We start from the raw sequence: 17,963 nt of genomic DNA on the forward strand, positions 1-17,963 counted from the left end.
TATTAAATTAATCAATGAAAATAATTTGAAAAGTAGATTTGTCAAAAAAATATTAAAACAATTAACACAAAAACTTTAACTATGAAAAAATTAATTTTTAGCGCTCTAGCAGTAGCTTTAATTTTAGGTAGCTGTTCATCTGATGACGATGAAAGTAATAACACTCCAACGGTTGCTACAGGAGAAATCACAGGTGACATAACAACAGCAAAAACTTACCCACTTGGAAACTACACCATTAAAGGAACTGTAAGAGTAAAATCTGGAGCTTCGTTAAGAATCGCAGCTGGATCAACAATAACAGCAGATGTAGCTAATGGCGCTGATGCGCTTGTTATAGAAAATGGTGCACAATTATTTTTAGAAGGAACAGCAGCTTTACCTATTGTATTTACTGAACTTTCTAAAGTTCCGGGATCATGGGGCGGAATAATATTATATGGTAATGCTCCTATTGTAGGTGCAAACAGCGTTACAAGCGCTACTTCTGAAGATGGTAATCAATTACCATATGGTGGAACAAATGATATGCACAATGGTGGAATTCTTAAATATGTAAGAGTTGAATATGCTGGAAAAAAATTAACAGACAATACAAGTGAAATGAATGGTTTCTCATTTTACTCAGTTGGTAGCGGAACAGTTTTAGAAAACTTAGTTGCTTTCAAAGGTGCAGATGATGGATTTGAATTTTATGGAGGAACTGTAAGTGCTAAAAATCTAATTTCTTACGGAAACTTTGACGATTCATTTGACTGGCAAGATGGATGGAAAGGTCAAGAAAATACAAACTGGTATGCTTATCAATTAAATACTGGTAACTTTGGTATGGAAGTTGAATGTAAATCAGTTAATAACTCATTCTTTCCTAAAGTATCAAATATTACTTTAAAAAGAGCAGCTGGAACTGTAACTGAAGGAGGTACATCGGCAGCTGAATATGATGCTATTCAATTTAAAAAAGAAGGAAATGGTGAATTTAGTAACATTTTGATTTCTGGTTACACTACTTCTGGTGCAACAGCCGTTAGAATTCAGGATGCAAATACGAATACAAACCAGGTTAATGGTGGAAAAATCAAGATTTTGAATGTTAAAATCATGGATGCAGCAACAACTAATTATGCTGGAATAGGAACAACATTTACAGTAGCTTTTGGAGCTGCAAATTTCATAAATAGTACTACAGCAACTGGTGCTTCATTAACAAGTGGAGCGTGGTCTATAGTTGATGGTGTTAATCTAATTCAATAAATAAAAAATCATATAATAAATAAAAAACCTCCAATTGGAGGTTTTTTTTATAAAAATAGCTCATCCGTTGGATGAGCTATTAAATTTTATTCTAATCAAAAATTAATTATTATCTACTATGGCAATTTGATTATTATTTCGAATATTTACTATTTGATTATTAGAAAAATTAATTTCGTTTACACAAACATTATTTGAATAATACATCCATTTTCCTGTTTTTTGTCCCTCTTTGTATTCTGCTACAACTTGTAAATTTCCATTTACATCATAAGAGTTCCATTTTCCATCAAGCTTACCTTCTTTGAAATATCCAACCTGTTGAATTGTACCATTTTCATAATAATAGGTAGCCTTAACCAATTGACCTTCTGCCTCTAATACAGGACTTTTACTTTGACTAAATCCCAATCCAAAAATCATCATTACTGCAATAAATAGTATCTTTTTCATAATTGTATGTTTTAATGTTGAAACAAATATATTAATTAATTTACAATAAAAAAACTTTTTGGTAACAATTTGGTAACATTAGGAAAATTTAACATAAAATCCCTCTTCAAGAAGGAGCTGAAATACTAAAATTATGTTATTTGGCAAGATATTTGAAATAAATTTTTATATTTGCATTGATAATTAGTCCTATGAAAAATAATTACTTTTTCTTTTTACTAACTTTATTTATCTTGACCACTTCAAGTATAGTGGGTCAGGAGTCTAAGTTACAGCCTAAAGGGCAGGACAATTCTATAGAAGGATTAAACTTTTATCCTAACCCCGTAACTAATGGGAAATTATATATTACCTCAAAAAACAACGAAGACAAACAAATTGCAATTTTTGATGTTTTAGGAAAAAAAGTGTTCCAAACCCAACTTACCTCAAAAGAATTAAACATTTCTTCTCTTTCTCCTGGAATCTATTTTATTAAAATTGAAGAAGGAGATGCAAGCACTACAAGAAAATTAATTGTCAGATAATTAAACAATTAACTATAATTTTACTTGGATTTAATTCAAATAAAAAAATAGGAATTACCTTTGTTAAATATTTAAAAAAAATTATGAAAAAACTTTACACTTTATTTTTACTAGTAATAGCTTCTGTGTCTTTTGGACAGACTATTTACTCAGAAAATTTCGGAACTCCCGCTGCCAATACAACTGTAGCAAATTACATTACAGGAACTGCACCTGCAACATTCCAAAATGCATCGCCAATTGCCTATTCAGGAACAGCAGATGTTAGAGCAACTTCTGTTTCAAACATTTACGCTGGTGCATCTGGTGGAGGGAATGTTTTCTTTACTACTGCAACTGCAGGAGTTTTCTTTCAAATTGATGGAATTAACACTTCTGCCTATTCTTCTGCAAATATTCAAATGACCTTTGGATACTTAACAGTAACTTTTGCAACAGTTCAACTTATAGTAGAATATAGTACAGACGCTTCTTCTACAACACCAACTTGGACACCGATAAATTTTGCAAATAACACTTCAAATACATGGAATTTAGTTACAATCCCAGGTGGAGTATTACCTTCTTCAAGCACATTATCATTAAGATTTAAACAGCCAGCTACTGCAGGACAAATGAGAATTGATGATATTAAAATTTTTAACTTTAATCCATCATGTACACTAGTTTTAGGTACAGCAACCGGAGCTTGTGATGCAGTTACCTTTAATATTGATACTTATACAGCTACAATTCCATATACTGGAGGTGGAACAGGAACTTACACAATAACTCCATCTGCAGGAACTGTTGCAGGAGACAATCCTGGTACAGTAGCAGCTGGTAACATATTAATTAATGGAGTACCTGAAGGAACTAATTTAACAGTTGATGTAGTACGCGGAGTTTGTTCTTATCAATCTGTTTTAACTGCACCAGCTTGTAAACCAATTAATACATTACCATTTAACGAGCCGTTTCCTTACGCTTCAGGAGTAGCCTTAGGAACTTCTCAGAAATGGGCTAACATTAATACTGGTGATGAAATTCTTGGTGCATCTGGAAGTTTATCATATACTGGATATGGTGCGTCTGGAAATTCTGTGACTTTTACAGGAACAGGAATTGATTGTTTTACTCCTTATACAGCTACTACATCTGGAACGATTTATGCTTCATTTTTAGTTAATGTAACTGATTTATCAAATATGACAGCTACATTGCCTGCAGTTCCAACAACTTACTTTGCTGGATTAACTGATGCTGCTAAAAACTATAAAGGACGTTTATTTATAACTAAATCTGGTACTCAATATCAATTTGGTTTAGATGCTGCAAGTACAACAACAAACTTGGATGCTACTTTAAGAAATGCAGGAGATGTTCAGTTAGTAATTATGAGTTATGATTTTGGATCATTAACTTTAAAAGCGTGGATAAATCCAACTTTAGCCACTTTTGACGTGTTAACAACAGCTCCAACATTATCACAAGTATTAACTACTGCAATCGCAGATTTAGGTGGATTTATTTTAAGACAGGATTCTGCAACTTCAACTCCTACAATTATCTTTGATGAGTTGAGAATTGACACCACAATTGGCGGCCTTCTTACTTCAAATCAAGTGAATGCTATTACTGGTTTAAAAGTATATCCAAACCCAGTTTCTAATGGAACTTTATTCATCGAATCGGATTTAAATGCAGTTAAAACTATTACTGTATTTGATGTATTAGGAAAACAAGTATTAAACACAACTACTTCTAATAATGCTATCAATGTAAGCCAATTACACACTGGAATTTACATGGTGCAAATTACTGAAGAAGGTAATACTGCAACTAAAAAATTAGTAATTAGATAATTATTCTATATACAACTGAAAAGCTCCAATAATCATTGGAGCTTTTTTATTTTTATTACTTTTGTAAAAATTACAACCTTGATTCCATCACAAGATATTTTCACTATTTCAAGCGCAAAGCAATTTGAAAAAATAGCTTTGAAAGTTTTTCGTTACCAACACGAAAACAACGCCATCTATAGAGAATTTTGTGATTTATTAAAAACCGATAAAGGGGCTGTAAAATCGCTGGAGCAAATTCCATTTTTGCCTATTCAATTTTTTAAAAGTCACGAGGTACTTTCTAGTTCTGCACCCGTTCAAGAAACCTTCACCAGTAGCGGAACTACAGGAATGATTACTAGCAAGCATTTAATTACAGATGTTACCCTATACGAACAAAGTTACCGCAATGCATTTTCAGAATTTTACGGAAATATTGAAGATTATGCCGTTTTGGCTTTGCTCCCTTCCTATTTAGAGCGAACCGGTTCGTCCTTAATCTATATGGTTAAAGATTTAATTGAACTTTCAAATAATGAAAATAGCGGATTTTACTTACATAACTACGACGAACTAATTTCTAAATTATTAGAGTTGGATGCTGCTGGGCAAAATGTAATTTTAATTGGAGTAACTTATGCCTTATTGGATTTAATCGAAAAAAGAAAATTTCAATTAAAAAACACCATTATCATGGAAACGGGTGGAATGAAAGGCAAGCGAAAAGAAATTATTAGAGAAGAGTTACACCAAATTCTTTGTGAAGGTTTTGGAGTTTCTAGCATTCACTCCGAATACGGCATGACCGAATTATTATCCCAAGCCTATTCATTAGGAAATGGTATTTTTGAATGTCCTAGCTGGATGCATATCCTAATTCGTGATCCCGAAGATGCACTAACTTATGTTTCAAATGGAAAAACGGGGGGCATTAATGTGATTGATTTAGCCAACATCAATTCGTGTTCCTTTATTGCTTCACAAGATTTGGGTAAGAAATATCCTAACAATTCCTTCGAAGTATTGGGAAGATTCGATAATTCCGACATTCGAGGATGTAATTTAATGGTCTACTAATTTATTTTATTACTTTCGTAATTACTAATCTCATTAGTATATGCGAAAATTATATTATTTACTTTTCTTTATATCTTGTTCCGTTTCGGCACAAATTGAATTAAAAATTGATCACATCTCTTTTTTAGATTCAATTCCAACAGAAAGGAAATTTACTATTAATTACCATATTGAAAATTTAACCGATAAGGAAGTGTCCTTTTTTTTATATACAAAAACCCTTACCCCTAATTTGCGGGCATCTCAATCAAAAACTATAATTTATAAAATCTATGAAGAGACCGATTTATTAGATATCGAGGATGTTTTTAATAACAAAAAGAGGGAAGCCTTCATTAAAAAATTAGAAGAAGCAAAAACACAAAAAGAAAAGGATAGCCTACTTAGTATATTTTTTAAAAAAGAAATGAATATGGACTATCAAGCAATGATTAATAAAGATGAAAAAGAACAATTAAAACACGAAAAAGATTTGGTGTTAAATTCTATAATAAGCCTAAAACCTAAAGAGAAAATTCTTTATACAAAAACTCTTAATTGGGACAAAACAAGATATTACAAAATATTAGATAACGAATATTACATAAATGAAGACAAACTACATTTTATAGAATTATCAATCAATTTAGACAAAGTTGGATACAATTACAATCTTGAATCCGAGGAATTTGAAAAAATAACTAGCCAAATGAACTTTGTTCAAGGCACGTTTACTTCCAAAAAAATGGAAATCAATTTTAAAGAATAAAAAAAGGAGCCTTTTAGCTCCTTTTCATTTATACTATTTGAATTATGTAATAATTCTTCTTCCCTTTTTGTAAAACTAAAAATTTGCCTTTTATCAAATCCTTTTCTGAAATAATATAATCTTCGGCAACTTTAGCTTTATTTAACGAAACCGCATTTTGTTTCAATTCGCGTCTCGCATCACTATTAGAAGGTAAAAAATTAGTTTTTGCAGCTAGTGCAGCAATCATATCCATTCCGTCTGCGAGTTCTTCTTTTGAAATTTGCGCATTTGGAACTCCATCAAAAACCTCAACAAAAGTGGCGTCATCTAGTTTGGCTAAGTCTTCCATAGTAGGGCTAAAAAAAGCATTAGAAGCAAAAATAGCGCGTTCCAATTCTTCTTTTCCGTGAACAAAAGTAGTTACTTCTTCTGCCAATCGTTTTTGTAACACTCTTAAATGCGGTGCTTCATGGTGTTCAGCTATTAATGCTTCCACCGTGTTTTTATCTAAAAACGTGAAAATCTTAATGTATTTTTCTGCATCAACATCTGTTGTATTCAACCAAAATTGGTAAAATTTATAAACCGAAGTTTTATCGGCGGTAAGCCAAACATTACCCCCTTCGCTTTTTCCAAATTTAGATCCATCCGCTTTGGTGATTAATGGGCAAGTCATTGCATAAGCTTTAGCCCCTTCCCCATTCATTCTGCGCACTAATTCTGTTCCGGTAGTAATATTCCCCCACTGGTCTGAACCTCCCATTTGCAACAAGCAATGGTGTGTTTTATATAAATGATGAAAATCGTAACCTTGAATTAATTGGTAAGTGAATTCGGTAAAACTCATTCCATCCCCGTTTTCTCCACTTAATCGTTTTTTAACCGAATCCTTTGCCATCATGTAATTCACTGTGATGCGTTTACCGACATCTCGAGCAAAATTTATGAATGAGAAATCTTTCATCCAATCGTAATTGTTTACCAACAATGGAGCATTTGCAGCAGCAGAATTAAAATCTAAGAATCGAGATAAAATTGCTTTAATTCCGGCAACATTTTTTTCTAAAGTAGCTTCATCAAGCAAATTTCTCTCATCTGATTTTCCAGAAGGATCTCCAATCATTCCTGTTGCACCACCAACCAAAGCAATTGGTTTATGGCCAAATTGCTCCAAATGAACCAACAAAATAATCGGCACCAAACTCCCAATATGCAACGAATCGCTTGTTGGATCAAACCCAATATAGGTCGTTGTCATTTCTTTAGTAAGTTGTTCCTCAGTCCCAGGCATAATGTCGTGAACCAATCCGCGCCATTGCAATTCTTCTACTAAATTCTTCATCGTAAAAACTATAATTTCCGCAAATATAAGAATTGTGAATGGCAATGGCAACAAAGCTAATTTGGTGTAGATTTTTTAAAGTTTAAATCCATAAACCCGCCAAACTAATTATCTTTGTAACCATGATATTAGTTACAGGAGGAACAGGTTTAGTTGGTGCACATTTACTTCTTCATTTATTAGAAAATGGAGCCGAAAAAGTTCGCTCTACTTATAGAGATTCTATTAACTTAACCAAAACCAAACAGCTTTTCGAACTTTATAAAAAAGGAGATTTGTATACTAAAATTGATTGGGTTTTGGCAGATATTTTAGATGTTCCTGTTCTTGAACTAGCTTTTCAAGAAGTTGATTATGTATACCACTGTGCCGCATTAATTTCTTTTGATCCAGCTGAAGAAGATAAATTAAGGAAAGTAAATATTGAAGGTACTGCCAATATAGTTAACTTTTGTATCGACAAAAAAGTAAAAAAGTTATGCTATGTTAGTTCAATAGCTGCACTTGGAGAATTGCTTCAAAGCGAAGGAAAACATCCAAATCAAACTCCTATTAACGAACAAACCGAATGGAATCCTGAAGTACCGCATAGCGATTATGCTATTTCAAAATATGGCGCCGAAATGGAAGTGTGGCGCGGACTGCAAGAAGGGTTGCCCGTTGTTATTGTAAATCCCGGAGTTATCTTAGGTCCTGGATTTTGGAATCAAGGAAGTGGGATCTTGTTTCAAACTGTTAATAAAGGAATTTCATTTTACACCAACGGAAGCACCGGATATGTTTCGGTTATTGATGTGGTAACAATCATGCACCAACTTATGCGTTCCGATTGCAGTGGAGAAAAATTTATTTTGGTCTCAGAAAATTGTACCTACAAGGATATTTTGAATAACATTGCTGCTAAATTGGACGTAAAAAAACCAACAATTCAAGCAAGTTCGGGTTTATTAAATTTGGCTTGGAGATTGGATTGGATTAAATCAAAAATCTTTCAATCAAAAAGAAAATTATCTAAAACTAGTGCAGCTTCTTTGTTAAGTCAAACCGTGTTTTCTAATAATAAAATAAAAAAAGAGTTGAATTATTCTTTTACTAGTATTGAAGATTACTTAGCAACTATAATTCCGTTTTACAAAAATTAACTATTGCTCTAATTCTTTTTCCAGAATTATTTCGGGATTACTGCGAACTTTAGTATTGGTTAATTTTGCATTTTCTTTAACAAGACGGTCTTTTACCTCATCATACATTTTTTTATATTCTTTAATGTCTGAAGCATAATATTGCGTGCTTTTTGCAAAAGTCAAGCTATCAATCTTGTATTTTAATTTGATGTATTCGGTGGGTGTTGGATAATTTTGAACGGCAGAATTTCGAAGTTTAACTGCTTCCAAAATAGCTAAATCATAAATAATATTTTCCATTTTATCTCTTGGAATAAGATTATTTGGTTTTGGAAATGACGCCTCTTTGCAACTTGTAGCTACAAAAATTAAAGCGAATATCAGTAAACTAAATTTCTTCATATAACTATTTATTATCTATCGAAAAGCAAACGCTTACCGGCTTTAATTTCTTTAACAGCAGAGTTTTCATAAACTAACTGCCCGTTTACAAAAGTATGTGAAACTCTCGATTTAAAATTAGTCCCTTCAAAAGGCGACCACTCACATTTGTATAAAATATTATCTTTATTTACACTCCATGGCTTGGATGGATTAACAATTGCTAAATCGGCGTAATACCCTTCTTTGATAAAACCTCTTTTTTCTATTTTGAAAATTTTAGCAGGGTTATGTGCCATTTTTTCAACTATTTTCTCAACAGATATTTTCCCTTGATGAAATGCTTCAAACATTGCAACAACCGCATGCTGAACTAAAGGCCCACCTGATGGAGCTTTGGTATAAACTTGTTGTTTTTCTTCTAAAGTATGTGGTGCATGGTCAGTCGCAATAACATCTATAGTATCGTTAAGCAAAGCCTTCCATAATGCCTCTCTGTCTTTAGCAGATTTTACAGCTGGATTCCATTTAATTAAATTCCCCTTTGTAGCATAATCTTCATCTGAAAACCAAAGATGGTGAATACATACTTCGGCAGTAATTTGTTTTTCTTCCAACGGGATTTTGTTTGAAAACAAACTCAATTCCTTTTCAGTTGAAAGATGAAATACATGAAGTCTTGCGCCTGTTTTTTTTGCAAGTTTAATTATTTTTTCAGTAGAAATATAACAAGCTTCAACACTACGGATTTCAGGGTGAAAAACTACTGGAATATCATCTCCATATATTCCTTTATAATGTTCTAAATTATTTTTTACTGTGTTTTCATCTTCGCTATGAACTGCAATTAATAATTTTGTACTAGAAAATATACTCTCAAGGGCAGTAGAACTATCAACTAACATATCTCCTGTTGAGGAACCAAGAAATAATTTTAATCCAGCTACATTTTTAGGATTGGTTTTAAGAATTTCATCCAAGTTATTATTTGTACCACCCATCATAAATGAATAATTGGCATACGAACTTTGAGAAGCGATCTCATATTTTTGTTCTAGTAATTCTTGTGTAACCGCATTCGGTACCGTATTGGGTTGTTCAATAAATGAAGTAATTCCGCCGGCAACTGCTGCTCTACTTTCGGAAGCAATTGTACCTTTATGGGTAAGACCTGGCTCACGAAAATGCACTTGATCATCAATAGCTCCCGGAATTAAATAATTTCCTTCGGCATCAATCACCTTGCAATCGGAACTTTTATGACTTATTCTTGGAGCAATTTCTTTAATATATTCGCCTTCAATTAATACATCTCCCTCAAAAATTGATCCTTCATTTACGATCTTAGCATTCTTAATTAATATGGTCTTCATAATTTTTTATTCTGTTTTATGCAAAGAAGCATTTCAAATATTAGTTTATAGATTATGGAACATTTTTTTTAGACGTAAAGTTAAAACACCAAAAATGGCTTCTTTAATTATTGACCCACTCATTTTAGACTGTCCTTTGGTTCTATCTGTAAATATAACAGGCACTTCTTGTATGTTACATTTATTTGAAAATGCGCGGTATTTCATTTCTATTTGAAAGGCATAGCCAATAAATTTTATCTTGTCTAAATTTATAGCCTCCAATACAGATCGGTTATAACAAATAAAACCTGCTGTAGCATCCATAATTTTCATTCCGGTTATAGCACGAACATAAACCGAAGCAAAATAAGACAACAATACTCTACTTAGTGGCCAGTTAACCACATTTACGCCTGTTACATAACGAGATCCAATTGCAAGATCTGCGCCTCCAAAATGACATGCATCATACAATCTTTCTAGATCGAGTGGATTATGAGAAAAATCGGCATCCATTTCAAATACATATTCATAATTATGAGCTAAAGCCCATTTAAAACCATGAACATAGGCTGTTCCTAATCCTGCTTTTTTAGTGCGTTGCTCTAAAAATAAACGGTCCGCAAACTCACTTTGTAGCTCTCTAACTTTATCTGCTGTTTTATCTGGTGAATTATCATCTACGATAAGAACATGAAACGGCTTATGCAAAGAAAATACAGCACGAATAATACTTTCAATATTTTCAATTTCGTTATAAGTTGGAATAATTACAAGTCCGCAATTCATATTTAGATAAAATAATTTCTGCAAAAATACTGATTTTATATCATCCGAATCTTAATAAAATTATAATAGTACGGAACAAATAAAATTTAGTAATTTTGCGAACCATGATAGCGCAAGAACTACATCCTAGAATCATTGAAAATAAAGACTGGGCAACACTGGTTTTTTTATTTGCGTTAGCATTTATTGTTATTGCAAAAGGGGCTTTTGAAAGTCGATTTAATGATTTTATTAGATTAATTGTATCTGATAAATACATCAAAATATATCGAGAAAGCTCCCATTTAATGAGCGGTTTTAATGTATTACTTGTTGCGGTTAATTTAATATCACTCTCCTTTTTTATACAATTGGTAATTTATCATTTGCATTATGGTGAAAAAACAGATTGGATATTATTTATTAGAATTTTCACTATGCTATCTGTTTTTATATTTTCGAAATTTTTAATTGAAAAAATAATAGCTACCATTTTTGGTATTGAAGAAGTAATTGAACAATTTAGTTTGCAAAAAGTAACATTTAGAACTTACATGGGATTGCTTCTACTTCCCGTTACTTTTATGTTATTTTATAGTGATTACATTACAAATTTTATAATCTATTCGATTATAATTATCTTATTAACAATAAATTTGCTTGCGTATTTCATTTCTCTAAAAATTTATCAAAATTTTATATTTAGCAAGTTCTTTTATTTTATTTTGTATCTTTGCGCTCTTGAAATAGCTCCGTATTATTTCATTTATTATTTGATTACAAAAAATTAGAGCACGACATGTCCAACTTGAAAGTAAGAACGATTTTGGTTTCCCAACCAGAACCTAAAGTAGAGAACTCTCCTTATTTTGATTTACAACAAAAGCATAAGGTAAAAATTGACTTCCGCTCTTTTATTCATGTAGAAGGCGTTAGCGCAAAAGATGTAAGAGCGCAAAAAATTGATCTAAATAATTTCACTGCAATCATCTTAACAAGTAAGAATGCTGTAGATCATTTCTTTAAAGTTGCAGAAGAAATGAGATATAAAGTGCCTGAAGATTTAAGATATTTTTGTCAATCGGAAGCAATTGCTTTTTATTTGCAAAAATATGTAGTGTATCGTAAACGCAAAATTTATGTTGGCCAAAAGGACTTTGCCGATATGGCGCCTCTTTTTAAGAAATATAAAGACGAGAAATATTTGTTGCCCGCATCAGATCAACTAAATGCAGATGCGCCAATTACTTTAAATAATTTAAAAATAAACTGGACTCAAGCTGTATTTTACAAAACAGTTATGAGCGATTTATCTGATTTGGCTGATGTTTATTATGATGTGTTGGCATTTTTCAGTCCAACAGGAATTAAATCTTTATTTAAAAACTTCCCGGATTTCAAACAAAACAATACTCGCATTGCAGTTTTTGGAAGCACTACTCAAAAAGAAGCTTTAGAACATGGATTACGAATTGATATTTTGGCTCCTACTCCAGAAACACCATCTATGACAATGGCTTTAGAGCGTTATATTGCTGATTCAAACAAAGGAAAATAATTCAAAATATATTTAAAATTAAAAAAAGTCCAACAGTAATTGTTGGACTTTTCGTTTGGTATAAGTTTGGTTTGTTGGGGTTTATAATTGAGGGCCAGCTTTTACTAAATTTTGGCCTTCTGGATTATCTGTATATTGAACAAAGTTATTAATGAATCTACTCGCCAAATCTTCAGCTTTGGCGCTCCATTCTTTTGCATCTATATAGGTATCTCTTGGATCTAAAATTGCCGAATTTACATCGTGCAAAGCGTTTGGAACTACAAAATTAAAAACCGGAATTGTTTTGGTTTCTGCCTTTTCTATTGAACCATCTAAAATTGCATCAATTATAGCTCTAGTGTCTTTTATTGAAATTCGTTTCCCGGATCCATTCCAACCCGTATTGACCATATAGGCCGTTGCCTGATGTTGTTCCATTTTTTTAACTAATTCTTGCCCGTATTGCGTAGGATGTAAAGAAAGAAATGCTTTTCCAAAACAAGCAGAAAAAGTTGGTTCTGGTTGAGTAACCCCTCTTTCAGTACCCGCTAATTTTGCGGTGAATCCAGAAAGAAAATAATATTTAGTTTGATCAGGAGTTAATTTTGAAACAGGCGGCATTACCCCGAATGCATCTGCAGTTAAAAAGATCACTTTTGTTGCATGACCTGCTTTTGAAATAGGTTTTACAATATTATGAATGTGATTTATTGGATACGAAACACGAGTGTTTTGGGTAACCGATCCATCTTTAAAGTCAATTTTTCCATCTGGAGCAACCGTTACATTTTCTAATAATGCATCTTTTTTTATGGCTCCGTAAATATCTGGTTCATTTTCTTTACTTAAGTCGATGGTTTTAGCGTAACAACCTCCCTCAAAATTAAATACTCCATCATCATCCCATCCGTGCTCATCATCGCCAATTAATTCTCTTTTTGGATCTGTTGATAGTGTGGTTTTTCCAGTTCCTGACAATCCAAAGAAAATAGCGACATCGCCATCTGATCCTTTATTTGCAGAACAATGCATTGACGCCATTCCTTTAAGCGGTAAATAAAAATTCATCATGGAAAATAATCCTTTTTTCATTTCTCCACCATACCAAGTACCACCTATTAATTGTACCTTTTCAGTAAGATTGAAAGCAACATAAACTTCAGAGTTTAAACCGTGTGATTTATAATCTTTAAAGCTAGTTTTTGACCCATTTAAAACTACAAAATCTGGCTCGCCGAATTGTTCTAATTCTGCATCGGTAGGTCGAATAAACATATTTTTTACAAAATGCGCTTGCCAAGCTACTTCCATAATAAAACGAACTTTTAATCGGCTGTTTTCATTGGCTCCACAAAAAGCATCTACAACAAACAATCTTTTATTTGAAAGTTGATTTGTAGTAGTTTCTTTTAAGGCATTCCAAGTTGTTTGTGAAATGGGTTTGTTATCATTAACAGCTTTGTCAGAATTCCACCAAACTGTATTTTCTGTAACACTATCTTTTACAATATATTTATCTTTTGGAGAACGACCTGTAAACTCACCGGTAATTACATTAACTGCACCTAATTCTGTCAATTGGCCTTTTTCATAACCAGATAAATTTGGATTTAACTCTTCTTTATATAATAACTCAAAAGAAGGATTATAGATGATTTCTTGAGCATTTTGTATTCCATATTTTTCTAACGAAAACGATTTCGTATTTAAGGTGTAGTTATCCATAAAAAGTATAGTGTTGCAATTAATAAATATTCAACAAAGGTAAAATAAATTTCAACTATATCGATATAGTTGCATGTTAATTATGCCTTTTTCTTTAAAAAATTCCACATTAATACTCCCCAAGAAGTAATTAATAATAAGCCGCCAATTGGGGTTAGAAATCCTATTACCTTGAAATTAAATGTGTTCAAACTATCGGTAGCTAATAAATAGATTGACCCTGAGAAGAAAATAACACCTAGAATAGTTAAATTCAAAATTGTTTTTTTTATTTTTTCTGCCATGTTCGCATTCAATCCTATAAACAATAAGAACAAAGCATGATACATTTGGTATTTCACTCCGGTTTCAAAAGTTACTAATTGGTCAACATTAAGAACCTTTTTAAGTGCATGAGCTCCGAAAGCCCCGAAAATTATTGCAGTCATTCCAAAAAAAGCAGCAATAGTTATTATTTTGTTGTTCATAATTTTAGTAATCTATAATTTTTACCAAATTTACGAGTTATCATTAAATTAATATAGAACATTTATTTTTCTTTATTAAAAATGATATTTAACTTTATATTTGTATAAATTTATTTAATATGAAAAAAGCACTATTTTTTATCGGATTTTTTGTGATGTTATGCTCTTTTAATACGGACCAATCAAATCAAATTCCTTCTGGAGAAAAGTTAGTATATGCTGGATCCTACAACATGAGTGGATTAATGACCCAGTTGGCACAAGTAACTCTCTCTACCGAAATGGTGAATACTTCTAACAAGACCTATTTACATTTAAATTGCGAATTAGCTACCTTTTCTAAATGGGATAAGTTTTTCAAAATAAGAGATACTTATGAAGCTTATGTTAACCCTACCACTTTAAAGCCTAGTTTATATAAGCGAAATATTGACGAAGGCGGTTGGACAAAAAAAGAAAAATATGTATTCAAAGGAAACTCTGTAACAAGTACTGCAAAAAGAAAAAATTGTGCAGAAACAACAAAAACTTTTACAATTGGGGGGTCAACACAAGATGTAGTTTCGCTAATGTATAGAATAAGAACTTTAGATTTTAATAAAATGAAAACAGGGCAATCACAATCTTTTGTAATTGTTTTTGACGAAACGCAAATTCCTGTAACAATAAAATTATTAGGAACTGAAACTGTTTCCGCTGGAAATTTGGGTTCAAAAAATTGTTTTAAATTGTCCATTGGTGCGAAAACTGATGTGCTTAAAGGAAAAGATAAAAACTTAATTTATTTAACTGCAGATTCGAAAAAAATCCCGGTATTAATGAAATTTAGCATCCCTGTTGGAACAGGACAATTAGCCTTAACCTCTGCAACTGGAATTTAATTATGAGAAAAATATTAGTAATTGTAGCGGTTGTATTAACCCTTATCAGCATTTTATTTTCAATATTACCCCTAGATACTTTAGCACTTGCTCCCATTGGATTAGCCTTGCTATTTATTTTTATTGCTTTCAAAAAGTCGGATGTTAAGCAAAGAAAATTAACTAAACTACTATTTATTATTACCTATATCTGTGCTTTATATGTATTAGGAAAAACCTATTTAATTAAAGATAAAGTTACAGTAGACACTAAATTTGAACAGGAAAAAGTTGATTCAAAAAAAGAAGACCTTAAAGATTTAGAAGGTTTAGAATAATTCTTCTCAAATTTCTTACTTCTTATGATGTCTTTTTTGTTTTTATCAAAAAAGAGTCTAAAATCATTACAAATTTTTAAATTTGTAATCCATACACAATCAAATTATGAGAAATATTCTAATTATTGGAGCTGGACGATCTGCGTCTTCCTTAATTCAATATCTTTTAAATAAATCAAGTCAAGAAAATCTTCACCTAACCATTGCTGATATTTCATTAGAATTAGCACAGAAAAAAACAAACAATCATCCAAATGCTTCCGCAATAGCATTAGATATAAATAACCAAGAACAAAGACATTCCCAAATTGCAAAAGCTGATATTGTAATTTCAATGTTGCCCGCTAACTTGCATATTGAAGTTGCCAAAGACTGCATTATTTATAAAAAACACTTAGTTACAGCTTCTTACATTTCAGATGCAATGCAAGAGTTGGATACTGCTGCAAAAGAAAATGGATTAATTTTCATGAACGAAATTGGCCTAGATCCAGGAATTGATCATATGAGTGCGATGAAAGTAATTGATGAAATTCGGGATAAAGGTGGCAAAATCATTTTGTTTGAGTCTTTTTGTGGCGGACTTGTTGCACCAGATTGTGATGATAATTTGTGGAATTATAAATTTACTTGGGCACCAAGAAATGTTGTCCTTGCAGGGCAAGGTGGTGCGGCAAAATTCATTCAAGAAGGCAAATATAAATACATCCCTTACACTAAATTATTTAGAAGAACCGAATTTTTACAGGTGGAAGGATATGGAAAATTTGAAGGATATGCCAATAGAGATTCTCTTAAATATAGAAGTGTATATGGGTTAGATGACGCGCTAACTTTATATAGAGGAACTATTAGAAGAGTTGGTTTTTCAAAAGCATGGAATATGTTTGTTCAACTGGGAATGACCGATGACAGTTACATTATGGAAAATTCTGAAAATATGAGTTTTCGAGATTTTACAAATTCTTTTCTTCCTTATCACCCAACTGATTCTGTTGAAATTAAAACCCGTTTGGCTTTAAATATTGAGCAAGATGATATCATGTGGGATAAATTACTGGAGCTCGATTTATTTAATGCCGATAAAAAAGTTAACCTAAAAAATGGAACCCCTGCCCAAATATTAGAGCGTATCCTAAATGAAAGTTGGGCGCTTCAACCTCAAGATAAAGATATGATTGTAATGTATCATAAATTTGGTTATGAATTGGACGGAAAACAACATCAAATAGATTCAAAGATGGTTTGTATTGGCGATGACCAAACCTACACTGCAATGGCAAAAACAGTAGGTTTACCTGTTGCTATGGCTACGCTTCAAATCTTAAACGGAAATATTAAATCCCCTGGAGTTCAATTACCAATTAAAAAAGAGGTATACGAACCTATATTGAAGGAATTGGAAGATTTTGGAGTTGTTTTCAACGAAACTGCCATGCCTTATATTGGATATAATCCAGATAAAATAAGTAGTACTAATTAGATTTATAAGTTTGAATTAAATTTGCAATTATAAATTAATACATTCAAAAATTCTACTTTTGCCAAATGAATTGGTTTTCAAAATTATTTGCTTCAAAAGAAAAAGAAATCTCAGACCCAATGAAAAAATTTCTAATAGTTGGCCTTGGCAATATTGGAGCCGAATATGTAAATACACGACACAATATTGGTTTTAAAATACTTGATTTTTTTGCAAAAAAAGAAAGTATCTCTTTTCAAACAGCAAAACTTGGTGATATTGCTGAATTTAAAATAAAAGGCAGAACATTAATTTTTCTTAAGCCAAACACCTATATGAATCTAAGCGGAAAGGCAGTGAAATATTGGATGGAAAAAGAAAATATTTCTAAAGAGAATATTCTTGTAATTACGGATGATTTAAACCTTTCTTTTGGATCAATAAGAATAAAACCGAGAGGAAGCGATGGCGGGCATAACGGTCTAAAAAACATCCAATTACTTCTAAATACTGTTGATTATCCTCGCTTTAGATTTGGAATTAGTGATGCTTTTAAAAAGGGCAAACAAGTTGATTATGTTCTTGGAGAATGGTCAGATGAAGAAAAAGAAAACCTAATTGAACGACTTGAAATTAGTTCGCAAATTATTACTTCGTTTGCTCTTGCTGGTCTTAATGAAACTATGAACCAATATAATGGTAAATAAAAAAACCATCTGATTTATAAGATGGTT

At 31.9% G+C, this 17,963-nt stretch carries 19 protein-coding genes; 12 read left to right on the forward strand and 7 right to left on the reverse strand.

What is annotated here, in order from left to right; translation table 11 throughout:
• The first annotated feature begins 81 nt into the window (after positions 1–81).
• On the forward strand, positions 82–1,254 hold the full coding sequence (locus ABWO08_RS05550) for a beta-helix domain-containing protein (protein ID WP_353084143.1): 1,173 nt from the start codon (positions 82–84) through the stop codon (positions 1,252–1,254).
• A gap of 102 nt (positions 1,255–1,356) precedes the next feature.
• Here ABWO08_RS05550 and ABWO08_RS05555 read toward each other — a convergent pair whose 3' ends face one another.
• Entirely contained in the window at positions 1,357–1,707 is a 351-nt protein-coding gene (locus tag ABWO08_RS05555; RefSeq protein ID WP_353084144.1) for a toxin-antitoxin system YwqK family antitoxin, read from the reverse strand.
• Between the two features lie 191 nt (positions 1,708–1,898).
• On the opposite strand from ABWO08_RS05555, the gene ABWO08_RS05560 reads away from it, so the two are divergent.
• The 4 genes from ABWO08_RS05560 (at position 1,899) to ABWO08_RS05575 (ending at position 5,885) form a co-directional block, all read left to right on the forward strand.
• The gene (locus ABWO08_RS05560; protein ID WP_353084146.1) at positions 1,899–2,234 is read left to right on the forward strand and encodes a T9SS type A sorting domain-containing protein; all 336 of its coding nucleotides are present in this window, start codon (positions 1,899–1,901) and stop codon (positions 2,232–2,234) included.
• Between the two features lie 83 nt (positions 2,235–2,317).
• The gene (locus tag ABWO08_RS05565) at positions 2,318–4,078 is read left to right on the forward strand and encodes a T9SS type A sorting domain-containing protein (RefSeq protein WP_353084148.1); all 1,761 of its coding nucleotides are present in this window, start codon (positions 2,318–2,320) and stop codon (positions 4,076–4,078) included.
• A gap of 78 nt (positions 4,079–4,156) precedes the next feature.
• Positions 4,157–5,137, forward strand: a complete 981-nt coding sequence (locus ABWO08_RS05570; RefSeq protein WP_353084150.1) for a LuxE/PaaK family acyltransferase — start codon at positions 4,157–4,159, stop codon at positions 5,135–5,137.
• Between the two features lie 40 nt (positions 5,138–5,177).
• On the forward strand, positions 5,178–5,885 hold the full coding sequence (locus ABWO08_RS05575) for a hypothetical protein (protein WP_353084152.1): 708 nt from the start codon (positions 5,178–5,180) through the stop codon (positions 5,883–5,885).
• Positions 5,886–5,913: 28 nt separating this feature from the next.
• Here the strand turns inward: ABWO08_RS05575 and tyrS are convergent, their stop codons facing one another.
• Positions 5,914–7,209 carry a tyrosine--tRNA ligase gene (gene tyrS / locus ABWO08_RS05580; protein WP_353084154.1) on the reverse strand — a complete coding sequence of 432 codons (1,296 nt, stop codon included), beginning with the start codon at positions 7,207–7,209 and terminating at the stop codon, positions 5,914–5,916.
• A gap of 122 nt (positions 7,210–7,331) precedes the next feature.
• On the opposite strand from tyrS, the gene ABWO08_RS05585 reads away from it, so the two are divergent.
• On the forward strand, positions 7,332–8,351 hold the full coding sequence (locus tag ABWO08_RS05585; RefSeq protein WP_353084156.1) for an NAD-dependent epimerase/dehydratase family protein: 1,020 nt from the start codon (positions 7,332–7,334) through the stop codon (positions 8,349–8,351).
• Here the strand turns inward: ABWO08_RS05585 and ABWO08_RS05590 are convergent, their stop codons facing one another.
• Genes ABWO08_RS05590 through ABWO08_RS05600 form a run of 3 tightly spaced genes read right to left on the reverse strand, consistent with a single transcriptional unit; the run spans position 8,352 to position 10,858 of the window.
• On the reverse strand, positions 8,352–8,735 hold the full coding sequence (locus tag ABWO08_RS05590; protein ID WP_353084158.1) for a DUF4296 domain-containing protein: 384 nt from the start codon (positions 8,733–8,735) through the stop codon (positions 8,352–8,354). It abuts the gene before it with no gap.
• Between the two features lie 11 nt (positions 8,736–8,746).
• Positions 8,747–10,087, reverse strand: coding sequence for a dihydroorotase (locus tag ABWO08_RS05595; RefSeq protein ID WP_353084160.1), 1,341 nt, complete (start codon positions 10,085–10,087; stop codon positions 8,747–8,749).
• Positions 10,088–10,132: 45 nt separating this feature from the next.
• The gene (locus ABWO08_RS05600; protein WP_353084162.1) at positions 10,133–10,858 is read right to left on the reverse strand and encodes a polyprenol monophosphomannose synthase; all 726 of its coding nucleotides are present in this window, start codon (positions 10,856–10,858) and stop codon (positions 10,133–10,135) included.
• A gap of 104 nt (positions 10,859–10,962) precedes the next feature.
• Here ABWO08_RS05600 and ABWO08_RS05605 point away from each other — a divergent pair, with 104 nt between their 5' ends.
• Together ABWO08_RS05605 and ABWO08_RS05610 are read left to right on the forward strand one after the other, a co-directional pair.
• A complete protein-coding gene (locus tag ABWO08_RS05605; RefSeq protein ID WP_353084164.1) occupies positions 10,963–11,628 on the forward strand; it encodes a DUF4271 domain-containing protein in 666 nt (221 codons plus the stop codon).
• Positions 11,629–11,645: 17 nt separating this feature from the next.
• Positions 11,646–12,395 (forward strand): uroporphyrinogen-III synthase, encoded by a 750-nt coding sequence (locus ABWO08_RS05610; RefSeq protein ID WP_353084218.1) that lies wholly within the window; start codon positions 11,646–11,648, stop codon positions 12,393–12,395.
• An 81-nt stretch (positions 12,396–12,476) separates the two neighbouring features.
• Here the strand turns inward: ABWO08_RS05610 and pckA are convergent, their stop codons facing one another.
• Together pckA and ABWO08_RS05620 are read right to left on the reverse strand one after the other, a co-directional pair.
• The gene (pckA, locus tag ABWO08_RS05615) at positions 12,477–14,102 is read right to left on the reverse strand and encodes a phosphoenolpyruvate carboxykinase (ATP) (protein WP_353084166.1); all 1,626 of its coding nucleotides are present in this window, start codon (positions 14,100–14,102) and stop codon (positions 12,477–12,479) included.
• A gap of 80 nt (positions 14,103–14,182) precedes the next feature.
• Positions 14,183–14,569, reverse strand: coding sequence for a DUF423 domain-containing protein (locus tag ABWO08_RS05620; RefSeq protein ID WP_353084167.1), 387 nt, complete (start codon positions 14,567–14,569; stop codon positions 14,183–14,185).
• Positions 14,570–14,688: 119 nt separating this feature from the next.
• On the opposite strand from ABWO08_RS05620, the gene ABWO08_RS05625 reads away from it, so the two are divergent.
• The 4 genes from ABWO08_RS05625 (at position 14,689) to pth (ending at position 17,936) form a co-directional block, all read left to right on the forward strand.
• A complete protein-coding gene (locus ABWO08_RS05625) occupies positions 14,689–15,450 on the forward strand; it encodes a DUF3108 domain-containing protein (RefSeq protein WP_353084169.1) in 762 nt (253 codons plus the stop codon).
• Positions 15,451–15,452: 2 nt separating this feature from the next.
• Positions 15,453–15,767, forward strand: a complete 315-nt coding sequence (locus ABWO08_RS05630; RefSeq protein ID WP_353084170.1) for a hypothetical protein — start codon at positions 15,453–15,455, stop codon at positions 15,765–15,767.
• 106 nt (positions 15,768–15,873) lie between these two features.
• Positions 15,874–17,250 carry a saccharopine dehydrogenase family protein gene (locus tag ABWO08_RS05635; RefSeq protein WP_353084172.1) on the forward strand — a complete coding sequence of 459 codons (1,377 nt, stop codon included), beginning with the start codon at positions 15,874–15,876 and terminating at the stop codon, positions 17,248–17,250.
• 65 nt (positions 17,251–17,315) lie between these two features.
• The gene (gene pth / locus ABWO08_RS05640; protein WP_353084174.1) at positions 17,316–17,936 is read left to right on the forward strand and encodes an aminoacyl-tRNA hydrolase; all 621 of its coding nucleotides are present in this window, start codon (positions 17,316–17,318) and stop codon (positions 17,934–17,936) included.
• The last annotated feature ends 27 nt before the right edge of the window (positions 17,937–17,963 follow it).

Origin of the sequence: Flavobacterium sp. (genome assembly GCF_040383245.1) — a bacterium.
Lineage (GTDB): Bacteria > Bacteroidota > Bacteroidia > Flavobacteriales > Flavobacteriaceae > Flavobacterium.

Excerpts from the sequence above, each read along its gene's own strand:
- ABWO08_RS05550 (WP_353084143.1), top strand. The coding sequence starts at position 82 with ATGAAAAAATTAATTTTTAGCGCTCTAGCAGTAGCTTTAATTTTAGGT.
- ABWO08_RS05555 (WP_353084144.1), bottom strand. The coding sequence starts at position 1,707 with ATGAAAAAGATACTATTTATTGCAGTAATGATGATTTTTGGATTGGGA.
- ABWO08_RS05560 (WP_353084146.1), top strand. The coding sequence starts at position 1,899 with ATGAAAAATAATTACTTTTTCTTTTTACTAACTTTATTTATCTTGACC.
- ABWO08_RS05565 (WP_353084148.1), top strand. The coding sequence starts at position 2,318 with ATGAAAAAACTTTACACTTTATTTTTACTAGTAATAGCTTCTGTGTCT.
- ABWO08_RS05575 (WP_353084152.1), top strand. The coding sequence starts at position 5,178 with ATGCGAAAATTATATTATTTACTTTTCTTTATATCTTGTTCCGTTTCG.
- tyrS (WP_353084154.1), bottom strand. The coding sequence starts at position 7,209 with ATGAAGAATTTAGTAGAAGAATTGCAATGGCGCGGATTGGTTCACGAC.
- ABWO08_RS05585 (WP_353084156.1), top strand. The coding sequence starts at position 7,332 with ATGATATTAGTTACAGGAGGAACAGGTTTAGTTGGTGCACATTTACTT.
- ABWO08_RS05590 (WP_353084158.1), bottom strand. The coding sequence starts at position 8,735 with ATGAAGAAATTTAGTTTACTGATATTCGCTTTAATTTTTGTAGCTACA.
- ABWO08_RS05595 (WP_353084160.1), bottom strand. The coding sequence starts at position 10,087 with ATGAAGACCATATTAATTAAGAATGCTAAGATCGTAAATGAAGGATCA.
- ABWO08_RS05600 (WP_353084162.1), bottom strand. The coding sequence starts at position 10,858 with ATGAATTGCGGACTTGTAATTATTCCAACTTATAACGAAATTGAAAAT.
- ABWO08_RS05605 (WP_353084164.1), top strand. The coding sequence starts at position 10,963 with ATGATAGCGCAAGAACTACATCCTAGAATCATTGAAAATAAAGACTGG.
- pckA (WP_353084166.1), bottom strand. The coding sequence starts at position 14,102 with ATGGATAACTACACCTTAAATACGAAATCGTTTTCGTTAGAAAAATAT.
- ABWO08_RS05620 (WP_353084167.1), bottom strand. The coding sequence starts at position 14,569 with ATGAACAACAAAATAATAACTATTGCTGCTTTTTTTGGAATGACTGCA.
- ABWO08_RS05625 (WP_353084169.1), top strand. The coding sequence starts at position 14,689 with ATGAAAAAAGCACTATTTTTTATCGGATTTTTTGTGATGTTATGCTCT.
- ABWO08_RS05630 (WP_353084170.1), top strand. The coding sequence starts at position 15,453 with ATGAGAAAAATATTAGTAATTGTAGCGGTTGTATTAACCCTTATCAGC.
- ABWO08_RS05635 (WP_353084172.1), top strand. The coding sequence starts at position 15,874 with ATGAGAAATATTCTAATTATTGGAGCTGGACGATCTGCGTCTTCCTTA.
- pth (WP_353084174.1), top strand. The coding sequence starts at position 17,316 with ATGAATTGGTTTTCAAAATTATTTGCTTCAAAAGAAAAAGAAATCTCA.